Source organism: Bradyrhizobium sp. ERR14 (assembly GCF_014198235.1).
Taxonomy (GTDB): Bacteria; Pseudomonadota; Alphaproteobacteria; order Rhizobiales; family Xanthobacteraceae; genus Bradyrhizobium.
In genome coordinates this window covers 731,756-752,683 of sequence record NZ_JACIHD010000002.1, presented here as the reverse complement: position 1 = coordinate 752,683, position 20,928 = coordinate 731,756, and the positions used below count along the sequence as shown (strand labels likewise).

Sequence of the window (20,928 nt, the reverse complement as noted above, 5' to 3'; positions counted from 1 at the left end):
TTGAATTGTGAAAAGGCGCTTGAACACGTTCATCGTTGTTCAATCAACGCGAGCAAAGCCACATTGATGCACTGCGGTGCCAACTCTTCGCCTTGTTTTCGGCAGAGTTCCAGTGCCTGCTTGTGAACATGTCCCGCGCATCGTTCACAACCAATTCATCACCGTCCGAGAGCCCTGGGAAACCCGAAGCCGACGCCTGTGCCGAGCAGACGCGGCGAACGATCCTGCTTGGCGCGCTCGCCACCACCGCCTGCCTCGGTTGCTCCGCGTCTGCGCACGCGGGCGAAGATCCGCCCGGGTCCGACGAACGGCCGCAGAAAGGCGATGTGCTCGTCTATTCCGAAGGCGACAAGGAGGGAAAGCTCATCACCGCAGCTGACCTGCCGGCCGGCGGACCGCCGGTGCATGCCTGGCCGAAGGATCCCAAGACATCGGTGGTGCGCAGCGCCTCCCGGCTCAACGAGATCCTGATCATCAAGCTCGATCCCGCCGAGCTTGACGAGAAGACGGCCGCGCGCGCCGTCGACGGCATCATCGCCTATTCGGCGATCTGCTCGCATGCCGGCTGTCCCGTCACCGCCTGGGTGAAGAGCGATGTCGGCGACAAGGAGGTGTTCAAGTGCATGTGTCACAACTCCGAATACGATCCTCGTGCGGGCGCACAGGTCGTGTTCGGCCCGGCGCCGCGACGGCTCGCGGCGCTGCCGGTGGCGCTCGCTGACGGCTCGCTCAGCGTCGCCGGCAATTTCATCGGAAAGGTAGGTGGCGCGCAGCCAGGATGACGGACGGTGCGGGCCCACGCCCGCGTCACGAGAGGTCGTATCCGCCGTTGGGCGGACGACGGGACGAACGACAAGAATTCAACACAAGAATTCAAACGGATGAAAAGGGGAACGTCCATGACCAGGAAGCAATGGTACCTGTCCGGCTTCGTCGCCTTCACCTGCCTCGCCTCGACCGCCGCCGTGTCAGGTCCGATCGATAATTACGCACCGGTCACCGCACAGCGGCTGGAGAATCCGGAGCCAAACAACTGGATGCTCTATCGGCGCACCTATGACGGGCACGGCTACAGCCCGCTCGATCAGATCAACACCTCCAACGTGAAGAATCTCACGCCGGTCTGGACCTTTGCCACCGGCGTCGTCGAAGGCCACGAGGCGCCGCCGATCGTCAACAACGGCGTGATGTTCGTGGCGACCCCGATGGGACAGGTGATCGCGCTCAACGCCAAGACCGGCGACGAATACTGGCGCTACAAGCGGCAGCTCCCCGACGATCTGTTCCAGCTGCACCCGACCAGCCGCGGCGTTGGCCTCTGGGAGGACAAGCTCTACCTCGCCACCACGGACGACCACGTCGTCGCGCTCGATGCCAAGACCGGCAAGGTGGTGTGGGACACCAAGGTGCAGGACTACAAGAAGGGCCAGTACATGACCCTGATGCCGCTGGTCGTCGACGGCAAGGTCATTGTCGGCGGCTCCGGCGGCGAGTTCGGCGTGCGCGGCTATATCGCGGCCTATGATGCCAAGGACGGCAAGGAGCTGTGGCGAACCTTCACCATTCCAGGCGAAGGCGAGCCGGGCCATGACACCTGGCAGGGCGACGACTGGAAGAACGGCGGTGGCTCGGCCTGGATGACCGGCAATTACGACAAGGAGACCAAGACGATCTATTGGGGCGTCGGCAACGCCGCGCCATGGCCCGGCGAGACCCATCCCGGCGACAATCTCTATACCTCCTCGGTGCTTGCGCTCGATCCGAGCACCGGCAAGATCAAGACCTATCACCAGTACCACCAGAACGATTCCTGGGACTGGGACGAGGTCGATGCGCCGATGCTGATCGACCTGCAACGCGATGGCCGCAACATCAAGAGCCTGGTCCATCCGGGCCGCGACGCGATCTTCTGGGTGCTCGAGCGCACGCCGACCAAGATCAACTACGTCGCCGGCTGGCCGTTCGTCTCGACCGACGTCTGGAAGGGCATCGAGCCCGAGAGCGGCAAGCCGATCGTCGACCCCGCGCACAAGCCGGTGATCGGCAAGCGTGTCGAGTTCTGTCCGTCGCTGTGGGGCGGCAAGGACTGGCCGTCGGCGGCCTACAGCCAGAAGACCGGCCTCGTCTACGTGCCCGCCAACGAGAATTTCTGCGGCGGGTTCACCGGCGAGAAAGTTGCCCTCAAGCCGGGTGAGCTCTGGCTCGGCACCAAGCCGGAAGACATCGGCCTGAAGACGAAGCCGGGCGCGGATCATTTCGGCGAGCTGCAGGCCTGGGATCCCACTACGGGCAAGAAGGTGTGGCAACACAACTTCCCGAAGTCGCAGCTGTTCGGTTCGGTGACGGCGACCGCGGGCGATCTCATCTTCGTCGGCGGCACCAATGACCGCAACTTCCGCGCCTTCAACGCCAAGACCGGCGAGCTCCTGTGGGAGCAGAAGACCAACTCCGGCATCATGGGCATGCCGGTGTCCTATGAGATCGACGGCACCCAATACATCGCGATCCAGTCGGGATGGGGCGTCGACGCGCAACGCATCCAGGACGCGCTGGTGACCAACAACATCGGCATCGAAGCCAATGTGCCGCAAGGCGGCGTCATCTGGGTGTTTGCGCTGAAGAAGTAGCTCCGCGGCGGATCGAAAGAAGCGGAGCAGCAGGGGGGTGGCGAATGCGGCGGACGGCAACGTCCGCCGCATTTTTGCGATGGACGGCGTCGAACGCGCTTACTTCCCTTCTCCCCTTGCGGGAGAAGGTGGCGCGAAGCGCCGGATGAGGGGTTCTATCCGCGCTCTCATCGCGAGGGGGACTCGCCGAGACAACCCCTCACCCAAGTGAGCTCGTGTCAGCCAGCGTCGCTGCCCTCTCCCGCAGGGGGAGAGGGCGCATCAATGCGCAGACGCGAAGGCTATTTCCCCTGACGCTCCACCTTGTCCTTTTCCTTCTGATTCATCTCGCGAACCTTGGGATCCGGATTGTGCTGTCCGGTGGTCTGGGTGGTGGAGGCAGGCGGGGCGGCGTTGGGCAGCGAGTTCTGGTCCGGCGCGGTGGGGCGTGTCGCGGTGGCCGGCGGCGTCGTGTTGCTCTGGGCGAATGCGCCGGAGGCCGTCACAAGAAAGGCGCCCGACAGCAACGAGACTGCGAGCGCCTTTGAGATATTTGTCATCGATCTGCTCCTGTCAGATCGATGGAAACGGCGCGAGACCGCTTGTGTTCCGTCTCGCGCCTCTGTTCCGTCTCACGCTTCCAATTGTTTGCCGATCGGAAGCGAGCGGATGCGTTTTCCGGTCGCCGCGAAGATCGCATTGATCAGCGCCGGTGCGAATGGCGGAACACCGGGCTCGCCGACGCCGCTCGGCGGCGTGTCAGGTCCGGGCGGCACGATGTAGACGTTGGTCACCACAGGAGATTCATCCATCCTGACGACCTGGAAGTCGTCAAAGTTCTTCTGCTGCACCTTGCCATCCTTGAAGGTGATCTCGCCGTATTTGGCAAGGCTCAGCCCCATGATCGCCGCGCCTTCGATCTGCGAGGCGATGCGCTCGGGGTTGACATAGGTGCCGCAATCGATCGCCGTGTCGACCCGTGGCACCGTCAGCTTGCCCTTGTCGTCGACGGCGACCTCGACGATGGTCGCGATGTAGCTGACGAAGCTGCGGTGCACCGCGATGCCAAGGCCGTGGCCCTTCGGTACCTTGCGTCCCCACTCACCCTTCTCGGCGACCAGTTCGACCACCTTGCGCAAGCGCGCGGTGTCGATCGGGTAGCTCTCCTGGGGCTCGCCGTAGTTCCAGAGGTCTTTCACCTCCGGTTTGACGATGCGCGGGCTTCCGATCAGCGCGAGCAGCGTCTCCTTCTGGTCGCGGCCGGTCGCTTGCGCGATCTCGCCGACCATTGATTGCACCGCGAAGGCGCGCGGGATGTTCGAGACCGAGCGGAACCAGCCGATGCGGGTGAACGCCGCGGCTTCCGGATTCTCGCACGAGATGTTGGCGATCTCGAACGGCATGTCGACGAGGCCCATGCCGATCTCGAACGGGGCCTGGTGCACGGTCCCGGCAGCGAACGTCGAGGCGATGCTGGGGGCCACGCTGCGATGGCGCCAGGCGACCACCTTGCCGCTCTTGTCGAGGCCGGCCTCGATCCGCTCGACCGAGACCGTATGCAGGAAGCCGTTGTGGATATCGTCCTCGCGCGTCCACTGCACCTTCACCGGTGCGCCGAGCTCCTTCGAGAGCAGCGCGGCCTCGAGCGCAAAGTCGCATTTCGACTTGCGTCCGAAACCGCCGCCGAGAAGCGTGACGTTGACGGTGACGTTGCCCTCGGGGATGCCGAGCGTCTTGGCGACGTCCTCGCGGGTGCCGCCGGGGCTCTGCACCGGCGCCCAGATCTCCGCCTTGTCGCCCTTGACGTCGGCGACCGCCACCGGCGTCTCCATGCTGACATGAGCAAGATGCGGGACGTAGTACTCGCCGACGATCACCTTGTCGGCGCCCTTCAGGGCAGCGTCCGCATCGCCCTCCTTGCGCAAGACGAGGCCCGGCTTGCGCGAGGCTTCCTCGAGCTCCTTACGGTAGGCGACGGAGTCGTATTTGCCGTTGGGACCATCGTCCCAGACCAGCTTCAACGCATCCCGGCCCTTGATCGCCGCGCCGGTGTTGCGCGCGATCACGGCGACGCCGCCGAGCGGCTGGAACTTTGATGGCCACGGCCAGCCTTGAACCTTCAGCACCTTCTCGACGCCGGGGACCTTCAGCGCCGCATCGGGATCGAACGAGACCAGCTTGCCGCCGGTTACCGGCGGGCGCGCGATCACGGCATATTTCATGCCCGGCAGCCGCACATCGGCGCCGTAATGCGCCTTGCCGGTGGTGATGTCGTGGAGATCGACGATGCCGACCTGGCCCTTGCCGAGATACCGGAAATTCTTGGGGTCCTTCAGCTTGAGGCCTTCGATGCTGGGCACCGATTCCTTGGCGGCGTCGGCAGCGAGCTCGCCGAAGCCGAGCTTGCGGCCACTGGCGCTGTGGACGACCTCGTGATTGACCGCCTTGACCTCGGTCGCCGGCACGCCCCAGCGCTTCGCCGCGGCCTGCTCCAGCATGGTGCGGGCCGAGGCGCCAATCTGGCGCATCGGGATCAGATAATGCCGCGTGCTGCGCGAGCCGTCGGTGTCCTGGTTGCCGAACTTGACCTCGTCGCCATGGGCTTGCTGCACCTTGACCCTGGACCAGTCGGCTTCCATCTCCTCGGCCACGATCAGCGGCAGGCTGGTGCGGACGCCGGTGCCCATTTCCGAACGGTGACCCACGATGGTCACGATGCCGTCGGGCCCGACCGAAACGAACACGCGCGGATCCACCACGACGCCGTGCGGCATCTTGCCGGCGCCGGTCTCGTAGGCCAATGCCTGGCGCGACATCACGGGTGCGGCGAGCACGAAGCCCCCGGTGATGCCGAGCCCCTTCAGGATGCTACGGCGCGAGACCTTCTCGACCTTGATGTTCTTTTCGAAGCCACGTTTTTCGAAGCTATGGAGCTTGCCGGGATTGTCGATGAAATTCATGTCACACCCCCGTCGATGCGAGATGGACCGCGTTCTCGATGCGCTGGTAGCAGCCGCAGCGGCAGATGTTGCCTGACATCGACTCGCGGATCTGGTCGTGCGAGGGTTTCGGGTTGTCCATCAGCAGGGCCGCAGCCTGCATGATCTGACCGGCCTGGCAGAAGCCGCATTGCGGTACGTTGACCTGGCGCCACGCCTTCTGCACCGGATGATCGCCAGTCGGATGAAGCCCTTCGATCGTGGTGACCTCGCGTCCGGCGACGTCGTTGACCGACGTGATGCAGGCGCGCACGGCCTGCTTGTCGACGATGACGGTGCAGGCGCCGCACAGGGCCTGGCCGCAGCCGTACTTGGTGCCGGTCAGTCCGGCCTCGTCACGCAGGAACCAGAGTAGTGGGAGATCCGGGTCGCCGTCCCAGCTCTGTTCCTGGCCGTTGATCTTCACCTTGATCATGATCGTCCCTCGCTCTTCATAAGCATGCCAAATTCAAAACTTGCCGACGCCGGTCGGCGACGGTTCGTGCCTGGTCGCGCCACATTCCGCCCTCGTCCCGCGCGGGCAGATCCCGGAGGGAGGCAGGAACGCCGATGGCGATGTCTGGATGTGCTCGATACCTCCCCCGTTTTTGTTCTTAATTGATTGAACGTCGTGCGGCATCGTGACGGCGCGATCGTAGCAGAGATCGCCACCGCCCGGCGTTCACAGCCGGGTGTTCTCACCGGGAAAAGATTGCATCGATGGTTTGTCAAAAGCAGGGCGCATCAGCGCGCCGCGTGGGCCGCGTATTCGCAAACAGGGGGTGCGATGAAAAAAGCTTCGTCCGCCAGAAAGACTGCGCGGACGAAGCAAGGTGCCTCAGTCGAGGGAGGGAGAAACGCAGGGGCCGGGAACTTCAAGACGGAAGTTGGCGGCGCTGCGCAGTCATTCAGAGACCAGGACTGAGGGAGCCAATCACGCTCGCATACGCGTAGCTTGCAGGGGCGGCGGCACCGCCGCGACTGTCTCGGGGCCGGGCCCGGGCTCGCTGGCACTGATCGAGGCCAGCGAGCGGATAGGGCATGGCGAACGTCCGACCGCCTTGCTCAGGCGGCCTTGTTAGGCAGCCTTGGCTTTGGCGACGTGGGTCGCGATCGCGTCCATCAGCGCCGGTGACAGGCAATCATAGGGCTCGAGCCCGATTTCCTTCAGCCGCGAACGGATGCCCGCCATCTGCTCCGGCTTCACGCCCGCTTCGATCACCGAGGAGACGAAGGCGGCGAATTGCGGCGCCTGCGAGCCCTGCTCCTGGAACAGCTCGGGATGAATGAAGTCGAGACCGTAGAACGGGTGGCCCTTGTTCTCGATGCGGCCGTACATGTGGGTGCCGCACGCCTTGCAGGCGTAGCGCTGGATCACCGCGGACGGATCGACGATCTGGAGCTTGTCGCCGTTCTCGAGCACGGTGACGTTCTGGCGCGGCACCACGGCGACGACGGAGAACGTCGCGCCCTGCGGCTTCCAGCACTTGGTGCAGCCGCAGGCGTGATTGTGGGCGACGTCGCCCTTGATGCCGACCTTGACCTGGTGGTCCTTGCATTTGCAGGCCAGCGTGCCGCCGGCGAAGCTGCCGCTGCCCTGTTTGAGGCCGTTGTCGATCGATGGATGGAGTGCAACAGTCATGGGTCGATCCTCCTTGGGGTGACGCTTTCGAGCTAGTAGACGACGACTGAACGGATGGATTTGCCCTCGTGCATGAGGTCGAAGCCCTTGTTGATCTCTTCGAGCTTGAGCACGTGGGTGATCATCGGATCGATCTGGATCTTTCCGTTCATGTACCAGTCGACGATCTTCGGCACGTCGGTGCGGCCGCGGGCGCCGCCGAAGGCCGTGCCGCGCCAGTTGCGCCCGGTGACGAGCTGGAACGGGCGGGTGGCGATCTCCTTGCCGGATTCGGCAACGCCAATGATGATCGAGGTGCCCCAGCCGCGATGGCAGGCTTCCAGCGCCTGGCGCATCACCGTGGTGTTGCCGGTGCAATCGAAAGTGTAGTCGGCGCCGCCATCGGTGAGGCCGACGAGGTGCTGGACGATGTCGCCGGTGATCTTCTTGGGGTTGACGAACTCGGTCATGCCGAACCTGCGGCCCCAATCCTCCTTGGAGTCGTTGATGTCGACGCCGATGATCTTGTCCGCGCCGGCCATCTTGGCGCCCTGGATCACGTTGAGGCCGATCCCGCCGAGGCCGAACACGACCACGTTGGAGCCGGGCGTGACCTTCGCGGTGTTGACGACGGCGCCGACGCCGGTGGTGACGCCGCAGCCGATGTAGCAGCTCTTGTCGAAGGGGGCGTCCTCGCGGATCTTGGCGACCGCGATCTCCGGCAGCACGGTGAAGTTCGAGAAGGTCGAGCAGCCCATGTAGTGATAGACCGGCTTGCCCTTGTAGGAAAAGCGGCTGGTGCCGTCGGGCATCACGCCCTTGCCTTGCGTCGCGCGGATCGCGGTGCAGAGATTGGTCTTCTGGCTGAGGCAGCTTTTGCACTGCCGGCATTCCGGCGTGTAGAGCGGGATGACGTGGTCACCCGGTTTCACCGAGGTCACGCCAGGGCCGATCTCGCGGATGATGCCCGCACCCTCATGCCCCAGGACCGACGGGAAAATTCCCTCGCTGTCGAAGCCGTCGAGCGTATAGGCGTCGGTATGGCAGATGCCCGTCGCCTTGATCTCGACCAGGACTTCGCCGGCCTTCGGTCCTTCCAGATCGAGCTCGACGATCTCGAGCGGCTTCTTGGCTTCGAAAGCGACGGCGGCACGTGTCTTCATTGGTAGCTCCTCAAATTCTCGCAAGGTGCCAAGAGGTAGTCTCGGCAGCCTCAGCAACGTTCATTTATGGCCCATGCAGGCGTCTTCCGCCTTGGTGTAGGCCTCCGTTTTCTCCTCCTTCTTGGAGGGACGCTGCCGGCCCCATGCTTCGGTGGAGCGGGCGCGCAGATAGACGTACAGATCGTCCATGTAGCAGGCGACGTTCGGATTATCGCCGAAGGCGGGCATGACGTTCTCCTGCGCGGTCGAGATGTTCTTGCGACCGGAGGCGACAACGCCGAGGAAGTCGCCATAGCTCATGGACTTGACGGAATCCTTGAGCGCTGGCGCGTAGGTGGAGCCCATGCCGTCAGGCCCATGGCAGACGTGGCAGTCGGAGTGATAGCGGCGGTATCCGGAATAGGTGAACCAGTCCACGGTGCCGTCGGAAATCTTGTAGGTCGGAGTGCCTTCCTTATCGAGCCACTTTCCGTCGTCTTCCTTCTTCACGGCGGTCGGATCGCCCGGACCGTCCGCGACCGCAATTCCTCCGGACGCAACCAAGATCATCGCAGCAATGACAGAGCAGATTTTACGCAAGAGATTCATCCTCGAAGGAGCCCGGGGGAGACGAGCCGGCGCGTGGAGTTTATTCCACGCGCCGGAGCGATGCTGATGGGCCTAGTTCGGCAGCGCGAACACGGTCAGCGTACCGCCGAGTGCCGTGTAGTTGCTGAGAGCCGCGTAGCCACCGACCGCGCCGAGACCTGCGGTCGGATCGGTCAGGCCTGCCGCCAGACCGATGCCGGCCCAGCCGCCGACGCCGGAGAGCACTGCGACATACTGCTTGCCGCCGTTCTCATAGGTGGTGACGTTGCCGATGATGCCGGAGGGAGTCTTGAACTTGTAGAGCTCCTTGCCGGACTTGGCGTCGACCGCCTTCAGGTAGCCTTCGAGCGTGCCGTAGAACACCACGCCGCCGGCGGTTGCGAGCGCACCCGACCAGACCGAGAACTGCTCCTTGTTCGACCAGACGATCTTGCCGGTCTTGCCGTCCCAGGCGATGAAGTTGCCCATGTGGGTTTCACCCGCCGGCGGATACATCGAGAGCGTCGCACCCACATAGGGCTGGCCCGCAGTGTAGCTCACCTTGAACGGCTCGTAGTCCATGCAGACGTGGTTGGTCGGAACGTAGAACAACTGCGTGTCCGGCGAGTAGGCTGCCGGCTGCTCGTCCTTGGTGCCGAGCGCGGCCGGGCAGATGCCCTTCACGTTGACGTCCTCGCCCGCCTTGTCGGTCGAAGCTGCGTCCAGCACCTTCGGACGGCCGTAGGTCGGCGAGTTCTTGTCCATGTCGACGCCGGAGGTCCAGTTCACCTTCGGATCGTACTTTTCGGCGACCAGGAGTTCGCCGTTGGTGCGGTCCATGGTGTAGGCTAGGCCGTTACGGTCGAAATGCGTCAGCAGCTTGCGCGGCTGACCGTTGATCGACTGGTCCGAGAGGATCATCTCGTTGACGCCGTCATAGTCCCATTCGTCATGGGGCGTCATTTGATAGACCCACTTGGCGACGCCGGTATCCGGGTTACGCGCCCAGATCGTCATCGACCATTTGTTGTCGCCGGGACGCTGCTTCGGATTCCAGGTCGAGGGGTTGCCCGATCCGTAGTAGACGAGGTTCAGCTCGGGATCGTAGGAGATCCAGCCCCAGGTGGCACCGCCGCCGATCTTCCACTGATCGCCTTGCCAGGTCTTCAGACTGGAATCCTTGCCGATCGGCTTGCCGAGCGCGGTGGTCTTGTCGTCGACCAGGAGCTGGTTGTCCGGTCCTTCCGAATATCCGCGCCATGCCAGCTTGCCGGTCTTGATATCGTAAGCCGACATATGGGCCTGGACGCCGAACTCGCCGCCGGAGATGCCGATCAGCACCTTGTCCTTGACGACCATGGGGGCCGACGTGCCGGTCTCGCCCTTGCTCGGATCGCCATTCTTGGCGGTCCACGCAACTTGACCGGTCTTGACATCGAGCGCGACGAGGGTGGTGTCGGCTTGATGCAGGAAGATCTTGCCGTCGCCGTAGGCCAGGCCGCGGTTGACGGTGTCGCAGCACATCACCGGGATGACGTTCGGATCCTGCTTCGGCTCGTACTTCCAGACGATCTTGTTCTCCTGCGAAAGGTCAATGGCATAGACCTTGTTCGGGAACGGCGTGTGGACGTACATCATGTTGCCGATGATCAGCGGGCCGCCTTCATGGCCGCGCAGCACGCCGGTCGAGAAGGTCCAGGCCACCTGGAGCTTGCCTACGTTCTGTGCGTTGATCTGGTTGAGCTTGGAATAGCGGGTATTGGCGTAGTCGCCGGTCGGCATCACCCAGTCTTTCGGGTTCTGCGACATCTTGACCAGCTCGTCATTGGCTGAGGCGCCCCCGACGGCGAGCGCCGCCGCGGAGCCAAGAAAGGTCGCCAGTAGCACCTTGCGCATAGTTATTCCTCCGTTGGTCTCGTTTATTGTTTCCGAAGCAATACTGATTCACCGGGCTTCTCGTCCGGCGTCTGCTCGTGCAGGGCGGTCACGATTGGGACCAGAAACGATGCTGTGCTGTTTCCTCCTCCTGATGAGAGCCACGGGTCCACGTGCAGGAGCGGCCCGTTCTTGTTGTTCCTGCCGCAATCCCTAACGACTTCGTCATCGGGAAACTTGCCCAAGAGAGAAGGCGGTTTGCTTCATAGCGCACGGACGCGAAGATTTTGATTTTGCAGTAGCGAATTCAGCGGCTTCCGCATCGCTTTGACAGTGCCTTCAACGCTCAGGTTCCCCTTGACGGCGCTGCAACTAAGGCGGAGGATTAAGTTTCAAGGGTGGCAATGGAACGATGGCGCTCGTGCCAAAAGACCGCTCAAATTCGAGGTAAACGTCACGCAATCACGGCTGAGGGCTCCGGCAGCGCTGGTTGCGATTCGCGTCTCTCCGGATCAAACCAGTGGCTGGATTAATGTCCGACACCATTCACACGCTCTCGACGACCGGCATGACGCCGAAGCGCCAGATCCAAAGCTGGATCGACGGGCTGACGAGTCTGTGTGGGCATTTCGACGTCGATCCGCTGGAGGCGTCCTCGCTCGAGGGCCGCATCGACTACACCAGCGTCTCGCGCCTGAAGCTCTGCCAGATCGAAGTGAGTCAGCATCGCATCGCCCATACGCTGGCGCGCGCCAAGGCCAACGAGCATCCGTACATCAAGATTCACTTCCAGACTTACGGCGTGTCTTATTTCGAACAAGAAGGCCGCCACATCGAAATCAACCCGGGCGACATCATCGCCTATGACGTCTCCTGCCCGCATTCGATCATCAGCCCGGCCTTCACCCGTCACGACGTCGTGATCGTGCCGAAGGCGCTGCTGCGCGATCGCGGATTCCCCTCGCAGCGGATGCCCGCCTGCAAGCTGTCGTCGAAGACAGGGACGGGGCGGATCGCCCACGATTTCGTTCATGCGACCTTCGACGAGGCGGCAAAGCTGTCGGCAAACAGCGCGGTCGGCGTCGCCGATTCGCTGATCGACCTGTTGCTGCTGCCGCTGCGCGAAGCCGACACGATGTTCGACCGTGTCGGGCCCGAAGCGATGTATGTGCGCGCGCAGTTCTTCATCCGCGAGCACCTGCGCGATCCGGATCTTTGCATCGACCAGATCTCGACCGAGCTCGGCTGCTCCAAGCGCTATCTGCACATGCTGTTCTCGGAGCGCGGCACCACGGTGAGCGACTACATCTGGCAGGCGCGCCTGCAGAACTGCCGCCAGGAGCTCGAGGCCCACGCCGGCAAGACCATCACCGACGTCGCGTTCTCCTGGGGTTTCTCCAGCTCATCGCATTTCAGCCGGGTGTTCCGGAAATATTTCGGCGTGGTGCCGTCCTCGATCCACAAGGCGCAGCAGGCCACCGCGAGTTCGGGCGAGCACTAGGCCGGACGCAAGGGGCTGCCAGCGATTGCGATCCCGCTTACGCCGACGTCGCAATATAGGGAATGCTGCCCACGAGAGCGACGAGCAGCACCGCGTTGCCCAACATTCCGCTCCAATGTAGCCTGCGCAACCGACGCGGGGCTTCGGCATCGCCGGCGTCCCTTGCGCTGAGCTGGTCGTCCATCCGCCGCATGAACCAGCTGCGCCCCCAGATTGCCAGGGCAGCGATCATGCCGCCGCCCATCGCAGCCGCCAGGCGGCCGTCGAGGAGGAAGGCCACCGTTCCAATCACGGCGGCGATGCGCATCACGAGGAAATGGGCGTTGAACATTCCGCGCAGCAGCTGGGCGACGGGCTGGATATCGAGCTTCACCAGCAGGAAGGCGGGCGATGCCAGCGTGAAATAGCCCATCGGAAAGAGCAGGATGACCATGACGGCGACAGCGACTCCATCCGGTGTCATGCAATCGGCCTTTCCCGTTCCGCCCCAATGAAGGCTCTCGGCGGTGGCGCACAATCATAGCGTGAAATTGCGTTTCCGACACTAGGGCTTTGGTCGGAAGCCGGCCCGGGAAGGACGGCGGGCGCGTTGAGCCGCGCCTCGATCCTCAAGCCGGCTCGAGGCCGAGAGACTTCGCGCTCTCGATCCAGATCGGCAGTTCGCGCTGATACAGGGCGTTGCTCTCCTTGAAGCCGATTGCGGGTTCGAGCACGAAGGTCGCGAGAACTTCCTTCACTTTCGGATCGTTGTTGGCGGCAACGCACAGCTCAGCCAGGCGGTCGACGACCGCTTGCGGCGTCGCCTTCGGCACGGCCCAGCCCGAGAAGCCGCTCACGGTGAAGAATTTCGAGGTCGCGCCCTGCTCCGGGAGGGTCTTGATAGCAGGGATCGCATCGACCTTCTTCGAATGCACCGCGAACACGGTGCCGCGGTCGCTTTGCAGGACCGACTGCGCCGCCGTGTAGCTGCCCATCGCGGCATCCAGCGTGCCTTCGAGCATCCCCGTCCACATCGGGGCCTCGCCGCGGTAATGGACCGGCTCGATGGACAAGCCATACTGCTTGTTGAGCTCGTTGATCGTCATGTGCGGGGCCGAGCCGGCGCTATAGGTGCCGAAGTTCACCTTGCCGCTCTTGCGTGCGAACGCGACGAAATCCTCCAGCGTCTTGACCCCGGTCTTGGGGTTCGTGACCAGCAACAGGCCGGCACCCGGAATGACGCTGACGAGCGCCAAATCCTTGTCCATGTCGTAGCCGGGATTCTTCATCACCACCCGGTTCATGATGTAGGTGGTCGAGATCGAGCACAGCATGGTGTGGCCGTCGGGCTCGGCGCGGGCGACTTCGGCGGTGCCGATCGCGCCAGAGGCGCCGGGCTTGTTCTCGACGACGACAGTCTTGCCGACCTGCTTGGAGATGAACTCACCATAGGCGCGCGCGAGCAGGTCGGTCTGCCCGCCGGCGGGATAGCTGCAAATCATGCGAATCTGCCGCGACGGCCACGCGGCTTGCGCCGAGGCGTTGCGCATGACGAAAGGCATCGCAAGTGCGGTGGTACCGGCGGCGACGAAGTGGCGGCGATCGAATTTGGCGGACATGATTCCCTCCTGATTTTGGCCGAACCTACTGCATCAGGCTGGCGCCGCCATGGCCGGCGAGCGAGACAGATTGGCGCATTCGACACAGCGGCGAGGTGCCCATTCGCGCCTCACCCGGGGGGCGACCGCGCCTTACGCATGATGCGCAGCCACACGATCTCGGTCAGGGCCACGGCAATCAGGCCAAAGCTGCCGCCGATCAGCACGTTGACGATGCGCTCCTCCGCGATGCCGCTGGCGCCGCCGGCAAAGGAGGCCGCCAGCGCGATGAAGAAGCAGCGCAGGCCGAAGCCGAGGATGTAGCGGGAAAACGAGATCAGCGTGAGGGTCGCCGCCAGCACCGCGAGCGCATAGCCGACGCGGCTCTGCGGCAATACGATGCCGGCGAGGAAGCCCAGCGGCACGCCGACGAAGGCGCCGATCGTACGCTGCTTCAGCTTGTCGGTGGACGTCGAGAGATCGCCGACCACGACGCTGGCGGCCGACCACATCACCCATTGCCCCTGCGCAAGGTTCAGGATCTCGACCAGCGCCGCCGCCGCGAACACCGCCATGGCGGTTGCCAGCGCGGGCAGGAACCACTTGGCCGCGGGCGGCCCGAACGAGGTTGCGCCATCGCCTTGCCGCCGCTGGTCGTAAATGCGGATGGCGCAGACCAGCGCCAGCGCGATCGGCGAGGAGGCGACGATCACGCCGGCATGGCGCAGCGCTTCGGCGGTGCTCACGCCCTCCCGCACCTCGCAGGCGAGATAGACGGCGGGGATGAATACCCAATTGCCCAGTGTGCGGAAATGCTCGCCATAGCGGGTCCCTGCCACCGCCAGGAAACCGGCAAGCGCCGTCAGCACCGCGAATAGCGGCTTGATCGGGGCTGCCAGGAAGAGTGCGGCAAAGGTCACGAGGATGGCGAGGTAGTGCCAGACGATGACTTTCGGCGGAAAGTGCTGCCTGAGCGCGGGAATGAGCAACGAGACCGCGACCAGCCCGAGATTGAGCAGCGCCGTTTCGCGCGCGATGAAATAGGCGGCCACCATCGGTCCGACGACAATCAGCGCGCGCAGCAGCTCGGCGGTTTTGATTTCGCGGGAGAGCAGGTCGCGCAGGTTGGTGGCGGACGGGCTGATGGGCGAATTCACGGATCACCAAAGGGGCGAATGAAAAAGCCAAGCATAGCACGGAATGATGCAGAACTTTGCGTAGGGCTCGACGGCCTTGCCGCACCCTCGTTGTCATGCCCCGCCTTGTGCGCAATTGCGCACTGGGGCGGGCGATCCAGTACTCCGTGACGGTTGTGATTGACCCGTTGGGCCGCGGCGTACTGGATGCCCGCCTTCGCGGGCATGACAGCGGAGCGCGCGGAGGTGCTGCCGCTCGCCGCGACCAGCTCTACCGCTGAATGATCTTCATCCAGACATCGCCCAGAATCGCAGGCTCGCGCGGTGGCAGATAGGTGAGCCCTGCCTGCTTGCCGAGTTCTGCGATCTTGCCTTCGGCCGCGAGCCCCGTCAGCGCCTTGTTGACGGCGTCGATCAGCGCGCCATCGCTGCCCAGTCCGACATAGCCGCGATTGGCGCCGATCGGATAATAGTAGCCCGACGCGGTGATCGTCGTGTCCGGATGCGCGGCGCGATGGGCGTCGAAGCGGCCGAGGTCGATCAGCGTCGCGTCATGGTCGCCGCGCTGGAGTGCGCCCAGCAGATCGTCGCGGCCGGGGACGAGATGGGTGATGTTGTCGATCAGCCGTCCCTTGTCGAAGGTCATCAGGATGGCGTCGCCGAGCGAGCCGCTTTCGATGACGAGACGAAGGCCTGCGAGATCGCCGATGTCGCCGATCTTGCGCCCGCTTGCCTTCGGCCCGAGCACGACCGTCATCGGCGAATAGACGTAAGGCTGGCTCGGCGCGAGCACGCCGAGTGCGACGCGGCGCCGCCGATCGTCGCGCGTGGCCCCGGCGAAGTCAGGCAAGCGCGCCGTCTTCATCCCGGGGGCGACGAGCGAATCCTTCGTCAGCGCGTAGCCGCCGACGAGCGAGCAGCGGCCATCCGAGAGCAACGCATTGGCCTCGAGCTGGGGACTCGAATCCTCGTCCAGCTTGCTCTCGAACCACTGGATCGTCAGCTTCCGTCCGAGCCGCTCCGCCATTACCTGCGCCAGCAGCACGTCGAAGCCGGCATCCGGCTTGCCGCGGTGGTGCATCGAGAACGGCGGCCGGTCCTCGTCGAGACAGATCTTCAGGGGATCGTCGGCCGCAAGGGCGACCGACGCCATCGTCGAAAGGAGGGCCGCAATGCTCCATGCAGCACGCCGGCCCCTCATGGCTTCCTCCGGCTGGAGATGAAGGCCCAGAGGGAGCCGATCTCCTCGTCGTTGAGGATATCGCCCCACGGCGGCATCTTGTTGTTCTTGCCGTTCTTCACTGTGGTGACGAAGCGCGTCTTGTCGTCGGGGATGGCACGCAGGTCCGGCGTGATCGTGCCGGAGTTCATCAGATTGGGGCCGTGGCAGTGCGAGCATTTCGAAGCATAGGTCGACTTGCCGTGGTCGATCTGTGCCTGCATGGGATTGCCGGTTGCGTCGTCCGCGGCGCGAACGGTCGCCGCAAGCGCGACCGTCAGCCCCGCGACGGCGGCGAGGACCGCCGCCGTCTTGTGAGATGGTTTTCTCAGCATCATGCCGTGGATTACTGCTTGACCGCAAAGACCCACAGCGAGCCGCCGGGCGGCACGTTGGCAAGCCGCTCGTCGCCCGAGAACAGCGAGTAGACGCCGCCATAGCCGCTGGTCACCGCGACATACTGCACGCCATCCTGCTGCCAGGTCACCGGCTGGCCCTCGATGCCGGACCCGGTCTGGAACTGCCAGAGCTTCTTGCCGGTGTCCGCATCGAAGGCCTCGAACTCGCCGGTCAGGGCACCCGAGAACACGACGCCGCCGGCGGTCGACAGCACGCCCGAGAAGCGTGGAATGTCGCTCGGTGCTTCCCATTTCGACTTGCCGGTCATGGGATCGATCGCCTTGAGATGACCGCGCGGCCCGTCGCCGTACTCCCAGAGATCGGTCAGGTCCATCCCGAGATACCATTCACCCTGCTTGAAGGTGACGGGCTCAGTCTTGTACCTGCCGCCGAAGGCGAGCGTGTTGGCATAGGCAAGGCCGGTCTGCGGGTTGAAGGACATCGGCTCCCAGTTCTTGCCGCCAAGGATCGACGGATAGACCGTGACCTTCTTGCCCTCGCGCGCGTCCTTCGACACGTCGGTCTCGATCGGACGTCCCGTCTTCATGTCGATGCCGGTTGCCCAGTTGACCTTCACGTAAGGGTTGGCCGCGAGCAGCTTGCCGTTGGTGCGGTCGAGCACGTAGAAGAAGCCGTTGCGGTTGGCGTCCATCAGCACCTTGGTCGGCTTGCCCTCGACATTCATGTCGGCGAGGACCATCTCGGCCACGCTGTCATAGTCGAACGGATTGTTCGGCGAGAACTGGTAGTGCCACTTGATCTTGCCGGTCTTGGGATCCATCGCCAGCACCGAGCAGGTGTAGAGATTATCGCCGGGACGCACCGCCGAGTTGAACGGTCCGGGATTGCCGATGCCCCAATAGATCGTGTTCAGCTCGGGGTCATAAGACCCGGTGATCCAGGTCGAGCCGCCGCCGAGCTTCCAGGTATCGCCCTTCCAGGTATCGCCGCCAGGCTCTTCCGGCGAGGGGATCGAATGGGTGCGCCACAGATGCTTGCCCGTCGCAGGATCCCAGCCGTCGATGAATCCCCTGGTGCCGAACTCGGCGCCGGAGATGCCGGTGATGACGACGCCGTCGGCGACCAGCGGCGCCACCGTCATCGAATAGCCTTCCTTGATGTCGGCCGCCTTCTGCCGCCACAGCTCCTTGCCGTTCTTGGCGTCGAGCGCGATCACGTTGGCGTCGAGCGTGGTGCGAAACACCTTGCCGTCATAGAGCGCCGCACCGCGGTTGATGATGCCGCAACAGACGATGCGCGGCGTCTCGGCGGGATATTCGACCTTGGTCTTCCAGATCTGCTTGCCGGTCTTGGCGTCGACCGCCATGGTCGCGTTGTGCGAGGTCACGTAGATCACGCCCTGGTACACCAGCGGCTGCGATTCCTCGCTGCGATCGTCGTTGAACGAGTAATTCCAGACCGGGACGAGGTTCTTGACGCTGTCCTTGTTGATCTGGTTCAGCGTCGAGAAGCGCTGCAGATTGTAGCCCATCCCGTAATTGAGAACGTTCGATGTATCGGTCGCGCCCTTGACCAGTTGCTCGGTGGTCTGTGCGCTTGCACAAGTCGATGCAAGCATGACGAGGCTCGCGGCCATCGCAAAGCGTTTCATCCGTTCCTCCCAATATGCGCGCCTTTTGACGCTGCGGGAGCAACACTCCGTCGGAAACCAAAACGCGTCAATACGAAAGTCATAAGTGTCGTGTCGATATCGTTGAACAGGCGCCGGTCACCTTACGGAAACCTGACGGCAGCCGAGTCCCACTTGTGCGGAGACGCTGAAAAATCCCGCGACGCGACGCAGCTCCGGGCGTCGGTCGTTCGGGGGGCGCAAGCCGGGTTCCCCGGGGTTGTCGCGCGCGCAAGTTGCAGTTACGGACTTGAACCTGGGACTGCTTGTGGATTTATTTCGTTGTGTCCCGCCCGAACCGGGGCTCTTCATCTGGGAGGTCTTGATGATTTCGCGTCGCTCAGTTGCGCTTGCACTCACCATTGCATTGTTGTCCGGTCCGGCGTGGTCGGCCTCCGGCAACGCGGTCAAGTTGTTCGACACCGACAATGACGGCACGCTCGATCTTGCCGAGGTGAAGAAGGCGGCCGCCGCAACGTTCGCAAAGCTCGATCCCGATCGTGACGGCACGCTCGACGCGCGCGAATTGCGCGGGCGGTTGACGGCGAAAGAGCTTGCCGCGGCCGATCCCGATCGCGACGGGACCCTGACGCTCGACGAATATCTCGCCGTGGTCGAGCAGCGCTTCAACGCGGCCAATCCCGACAAGGACGGAACGCTCGATGCGAAGGAGCTGAATTCGCGCGCTGGCCGGTCGCTGCTGCGATTGTTGCGGTGAACGGTGAATCGGAACAGACGAGGGGGCGTTTGCGGGCATTTCCGCTCCGACACTCGGAACATCAGGCTGTTCGGCCTGTTCTCTTCGCGAGTCCTGCTCGGCGCCGGGGCAGCGCGGCGGGAGAAGAGGAGATGCAGATGAACACGAAACGTTCCATTCTTGCTGCCTGCGCGATCCTGGCGTTGAGCGCCGGCGTCGCCGTCGCCGGCCCGTGCAACACGGGCAGCGCCAGCACTGACAAGGATGCCGGTTCTGGTCCCGTGACGGTAGGCGCAGCGCAGTCGCACTCGTCCAGTTCAGCGGGCGACACCAGCCAGCATCCGCCGACCAGCACGATGAATCGTGCAAGTGGCGAAACGCCGGCTTCATCCGAAGATGCGCAGCGGCAGATGCAGAGCCAGCCGACGGCGGCTCAGCGCGCCGAAGGTGCCAAGCCGGACGCCGCAATGGCCGATAAGGGCTGCTGACGGCGACGGTGCCATTCGTGTCGATTCGACGTGCGGTGCGTCGCACAAGACGGTGTCTCGCAGGTCGTGTTTGACCAAGAGGGAACTGGCTTTGTCCGAGAGAGAAATGCAGCCGCGAAGAATCGACACGGACGCGCTCGGCAGGCGAATCGAGGCTTGAACTGCACCTAACGCAGCCCTAGGTTTTGCGCCGCGCGATGTCGCGCTCAATACCTTGGGGAGACCCCGAATGGCTTGGAAAGCTCCGAAGATCGTGGAAGTGCCGGTCGGCATGGAAATCAACATGTACGCCTGCGCTGCGCGCAAGTAAGACTGACGACCTGCCGCGGCTTTGACGGTGAACGCCGTCGAAGCCGTGGCAGTGTCGGATCTCAGGCCTGGCATCGTTGTGCTCTGCGTCTTGCCATCGACGCGATGACACGCCTGCGCAGGCTTCAATCATCTTCCATCAAAATCTCGACCACGCTCTTGCTGCAGTGTGTTACGCTGATGGCCGGTCAGCGCTGCTGCCGCATCAAAGCGGCGCGCGCCTTCGGGGCATGGGGATGCGCGGCGGAGCTCGCAGATTTCTGATGGTGCTTGCCTGCGCGGTCGCGCTGACACCGACGCATGGGCACGCCGAGGAGGGCTTCGATACCGAGCACATCTTCGGCTTCATGATCGGCACCGATGTCGGCAATCCCGGCGAGCGCGAATTCCAGAGCCAGACGACGGGGCGCTTCGGCAAGGGCGGCGGGACCTATCGCGCTCTTGAGAAAGAGGTCGAGATCGAGATCGTGCCGCTGCCGAACTTCCGCATCGAGGTCGGCGCCGCCGCCAGCTTGCACGACATCACCGGCGTCCCCGATATCGACGACCGCCGCCAGATCAACTTCCAGGGCGCCTCGCTCGACCTGCGTTATCGCCTGCTCAACCGCGAGCACGCCCCGTTCGGACTCACCATCGCCGCGGAGCTGCATGGCGACCGCATCGACGAGACCAGCGGCGCGAAGGGGCGGATGTACGGCACCGAATTCACCCTCGCTTTCGACCGCGAGCTCATCCCCAACTTCGCCATCGGTGCCCTCAACCTGATCTATCAACCGGAATGGGCGCGCTTCGAGGTGGCAGGGCAGTCGGAGAAGAGTTCGACGATCGGTGCGGCGTTCGCCGGCCTGGTGCGTGTGCGGCCCAACATGCTGCTCGGCGGCGAGCTGCGCTACTTCCGGCAATACGAAGGCATCGGCCTCGGCGAGTTTTCAGGCCAGGCCCTGTTCGTCGGCCCGACCGCTTATTTCCAGCTCTCCGAGCGCTCGCGGCTGACCTTGAGCTGGAGCATGCAGGCCTGGGGGCGCCCGGCCGGATCGGGCAGCAATCTCGACCTCGTCAATTTCGAACGCCACCAGGCCCGGATGGTGTTCGGGGTTAATTTTTAGCAGAGAGCGTCGTCATGCCCAGGCTTTGCTTTGCCCGGGAGCACGGGAAGAGCCCA

The 20,928-nt window shown here is 63.8% G+C and carries 20 protein-coding genes; 7 read left to right on the top strand and 13 right to left on the bottom strand.

Annotated features, from left to right (window positions below):
- The first annotated feature begins 128 nt into the window (after positions 1-128).
- Positions 129-782: a ubiquinol-cytochrome c reductase iron-sulfur subunit gene (locus tag GGD62_RS09770; protein ID WP_183708202.1), complete on the top strand. Its 654-nt coding sequence runs from the start codon at positions 129-131 to the stop codon at positions 780-782.
- 117 nt (positions 783-899) lie between these two features.
- A complete protein-coding gene (locus tag GGD62_RS09765; RefSeq protein ID WP_183708200.1) occupies positions 900-2,627 on the top strand; it encodes a methanol/ethanol family PQQ-dependent dehydrogenase in 1,728 nt (575 codons plus the stop codon).
- A gap of 281 nt (positions 2,628-2,908) precedes the next feature.
- Here the strand turns inward: GGD62_RS09765 and GGD62_RS09760 are convergent, their stop codons facing one another.
- The 7 genes from GGD62_RS09760 to xoxF5 all read right to left on the bottom strand — a co-directional run bounded on the left by GGD62_RS09760 (position 2,909) and on the right by xoxF5 (position 10,831).
- Positions 2,909-3,166 carry a hypothetical protein gene (locus GGD62_RS09760; RefSeq protein WP_018320740.1) on the bottom strand — a complete coding sequence of 86 codons (258 nt, stop codon included), beginning with the start codon at positions 3,164-3,166 and terminating at the stop codon, positions 2,909-2,911.
- Positions 3,167-3,238: 72 nt separating this feature from the next.
- A complete protein-coding gene (locus GGD62_RS09755) occupies positions 3,239-5,566 on the bottom strand; it encodes a molybdopterin cofactor-binding domain-containing protein (protein WP_183708198.1) in 2,328 nt (775 codons plus the stop codon).
- A 1-nt stretch (position 5,567) separates the two neighbouring features.
- On the bottom strand, positions 5,568-6,020 hold the full coding sequence (locus GGD62_RS09750) for a (2Fe-2S)-binding protein (RefSeq protein WP_018320738.1): 453 nt from the start codon (positions 6,018-6,020) through the stop codon (positions 5,568-5,570).
- A gap of 642 nt (positions 6,021-6,662) precedes the next feature.
- A complete protein-coding gene (gfa, locus tag GGD62_RS09745; protein ID WP_018320737.1) occupies positions 6,663-7,226 on the bottom strand; it encodes an S-(hydroxymethyl)glutathione synthase in 564 nt (187 codons plus the stop codon).
- A 32-nt stretch (positions 7,227-7,258) separates the two neighbouring features.
- Complete coding sequence (locus tag GGD62_RS09740; protein ID WP_018320736.1) at positions 7,259-8,368, bottom strand: S-(hydroxymethyl)glutathione dehydrogenase/class III alcohol dehydrogenase; 1,110 nt, start codon at positions 8,366-8,368, stop codon at positions 7,259-7,261.
- Positions 8,369-8,428: 60 nt separating this feature from the next.
- Entirely contained in the window at positions 8,429-8,917 is a 489-nt protein-coding gene (locus tag GGD62_RS09735; RefSeq protein ID WP_018320735.1) for a c-type cytochrome, methanol metabolism-related, read from the bottom strand.
- Between the two features lie 111 nt (positions 8,918-9,028).
- Positions 9,029-10,831 (bottom strand): lanthanide-dependent methanol dehydrogenase XoxF5, encoded by a 1,803-nt coding sequence (xoxF5, locus tag GGD62_RS09730; protein WP_018320734.1) that lies wholly within the window; start codon positions 10,829-10,831, stop codon positions 9,029-9,031.
- Positions 10,832-11,342: 511 nt separating this feature from the next.
- On the opposite strand from xoxF5, the gene GGD62_RS09725 reads away from it, so the two are divergent.
- Positions 11,343-12,311, top strand: coding sequence for a helix-turn-helix domain-containing protein (locus GGD62_RS09725; protein ID WP_018320733.1), 969 nt, complete (start codon positions 11,343-11,345; stop codon positions 12,309-12,311).
- 37 nt (positions 12,312-12,348) lie between these two features.
- On the opposite strand, the gene GGD62_RS09720 is transcribed toward GGD62_RS09725, so the two are convergent.
- The 6 genes from GGD62_RS09720 to GGD62_RS09695 all read right to left on the bottom strand — a co-directional run bounded on the left by GGD62_RS09720 (position 12,349) and on the right by GGD62_RS09695 (position 18,254).
- A complete protein-coding gene (locus GGD62_RS09720; RefSeq protein WP_183708196.1) occupies positions 12,349-12,774 on the bottom strand; it encodes a hypothetical protein in 426 nt (141 codons plus the stop codon).
- 145 nt (positions 12,775-12,919) lie between these two features.
- Positions 12,920-13,909, bottom strand: a complete 990-nt coding sequence (locus GGD62_RS09715) for a tripartite tricarboxylate transporter substrate binding protein (protein WP_183708194.1) — start codon at positions 13,907-13,909, stop codon at positions 12,920-12,922.
- A gap of 110 nt (positions 13,910-14,019) precedes the next feature.
- On the bottom strand, positions 14,020-15,045 hold the full coding sequence (locus GGD62_RS09710; RefSeq protein ID WP_183708192.1) for an FUSC family protein: 1,026 nt from the start codon (positions 15,043-15,045) through the stop codon (positions 14,020-14,022).
- Positions 15,046-15,295: 250 nt separating this feature from the next.
- Positions 15,296-16,225: a transporter substrate-binding domain-containing protein gene (locus tag GGD62_RS09705; RefSeq protein ID WP_183257411.1), complete on the bottom strand. Its 930-nt coding sequence runs from the start codon at positions 16,223-16,225 to the stop codon at positions 15,296-15,298.
- The gene (locus GGD62_RS09700; protein WP_091966698.1) at positions 16,222-16,578 is read right to left on the bottom strand and encodes a cytochrome c; all 357 of its coding nucleotides are present in this window, start codon (positions 16,576-16,578) and stop codon (positions 16,222-16,224) included. Before GGD62_RS09700 ends, GGD62_RS09705 begins: the two co-directional genes overlap by 4 nt.
- 11 nt (positions 16,579-16,589) lie before the next feature.
- Positions 16,590-18,254, bottom strand: coding sequence for a methanol/ethanol family PQQ-dependent dehydrogenase (locus GGD62_RS09695; protein ID WP_018320727.1), 1,665 nt, complete (start codon positions 18,252-18,254; stop codon positions 16,590-16,592).
- Positions 18,255-18,597: 343 nt separating this feature from the next.
- Between GGD62_RS09695 and GGD62_RS09690 the strand changes: the two genes are divergently transcribed.
- The 4 genes from GGD62_RS09690 to GGD62_RS09675 all read left to right on the top strand — a co-directional run bounded on the left by GGD62_RS09690 (position 18,598) and on the right by GGD62_RS09675 (position 20,872).
- The gene (locus tag GGD62_RS09690) at positions 18,598-18,990 is read left to right on the top strand and encodes an EF-hand domain-containing protein (protein WP_183708190.1); all 393 of its coding nucleotides are present in this window, start codon (positions 18,598-18,600) and stop codon (positions 18,988-18,990) included.
- Between the two features lie 131 nt (positions 18,991-19,121).
- Positions 19,122-19,457 carry a hypothetical protein gene (locus tag GGD62_RS09685; protein WP_018320725.1) on the top strand — a complete coding sequence of 112 codons (336 nt, stop codon included), beginning with the start codon at positions 19,122-19,124 and terminating at the stop codon, positions 19,455-19,457.
- Positions 19,458-19,686: 229 nt separating this feature from the next.
- Entirely contained in the window at positions 19,687-19,767 is an 81-nt protein-coding gene (pqqA, locus tag GGD62_RS09680; protein ID WP_012029362.1) for a pyrroloquinoline quinone precursor peptide PqqA, read from the top strand.
- A 262-nt stretch (positions 19,768-20,029) separates the two neighbouring features.
- Positions 20,030-20,872, top strand: a complete 843-nt coding sequence (locus GGD62_RS09675) for a hypothetical protein (protein ID WP_183235297.1) — start codon at positions 20,030-20,032, stop codon at positions 20,870-20,872.
- The last annotated feature ends 56 nt before the right edge of the window (positions 20,873-20,928 follow it).

Bases quoted from the DNA above. Each gene is read 5' to 3' on its own strand.
- xoxF5 (WP_018320734.1), bottom strand. From the start codon at position 10,831: ATGCGCAAGGTGCTACTGGCGACCTTTCTTGGCTCCGCGGCGGCGCTC.
- GGD62_RS09700 (WP_091966698.1), bottom strand. From the start codon at position 16,578: ATGCTGAGAAAACCATCTCACAAGACGGCGGCGGTCCTCGCCGCCGTC.
- GGD62_RS09770 (WP_183708202.1), top strand. From the start codon at position 129: ATGTCCCGCGCATCGTTCACAACCAATTCATCACCGTCCGAGAGCCCT.
- GGD62_RS09705 (WP_183257411.1), bottom strand. From the start codon at position 16,225: ATGAGGGGCCGGCGTGCTGCATGGAGCATTGCGGCCCTCCTTTCGACG.
- GGD62_RS09690 (WP_183708190.1), top strand. From the start codon at position 18,598: ATGATTTCGCGTCGCTCAGTTGCGCTTGCACTCACCATTGCATTGTTG.
- GGD62_RS09735 (WP_018320735.1), bottom strand. From the start codon at position 8,917: ATGATCTTGGTTGCGTCCGGAGGAATTGCGGTCGCGGACGGTCCGGGC.
- GGD62_RS09695 (WP_018320727.1), bottom strand. From the start codon at position 18,254: ATGAAACGCTTTGCGATGGCCGCGAGCCTCGTCATGCTTGCATCGACT.
- GGD62_RS09725 (WP_018320733.1), top strand. From the start codon at position 11,343: ATGTCCGACACCATTCACACGCTCTCGACGACCGGCATGACGCCGAAG.
- GGD62_RS09685 (WP_018320725.1), top strand. From the start codon at position 19,122: ATGCAGATGAACACGAAACGTTCCATTCTTGCTGCCTGCGCGATCCTG.
- GGD62_RS09760 (WP_018320740.1), bottom strand. From the start codon at position 3,166: ATGACAAATATCTCAAAGGCGCTCGCAGTCTCGTTGCTGTCGGGCGCC.
- GGD62_RS09765 (WP_183708200.1), top strand. From the start codon at position 900: ATGACCAGGAAGCAATGGTACCTGTCCGGCTTCGTCGCCTTCACCTGC.
- GGD62_RS09755 (WP_183708198.1), bottom strand. From the start codon at position 5,566: ATGAATTTCATCGACAATCCCGGCAAGCTCCATAGCTTCGAAAAACGT.
- GGD62_RS09750 (WP_018320738.1), bottom strand. From the start codon at position 6,020: ATGATCAAGGTGAAGATCAACGGCCAGGAACAGAGCTGGGACGGCGAC.
- GGD62_RS09715 (WP_183708194.1), bottom strand. From the start codon at position 13,909: ATGTCCGCCAAATTCGATCGCCGCCACTTCGTCGCCGCCGGTACCACC.
- GGD62_RS09675 (WP_183235297.1), top strand. From the start codon at position 20,030: ATGGTGCTTGCCTGCGCGGTCGCGCTGACACCGACGCATGGGCACGCC.
- GGD62_RS09740 (WP_018320736.1), bottom strand. From the start codon at position 8,368: ATGAAGACACGTGCCGCCGTCGCTTTCGAAGCCAAGAAGCCGCTCGAG.
- pqqA (WP_012029362.1), top strand. From the start codon at position 19,687: ATGGCTTGGAAAGCTCCGAAGATCGTGGAAGTGCCGGTCGGCATGGAA.
- gfa (WP_018320737.1), bottom strand. From the start codon at position 7,226: ATGACTGTTGCACTCCATCCATCGATCGACAACGGCCTCAAACAGGGC.
- GGD62_RS09720 (WP_183708196.1), bottom strand. From the start codon at position 12,774: ATGACACCGGATGGAGTCGCTGTCGCCGTCATGGTCATCCTGCTCTTT.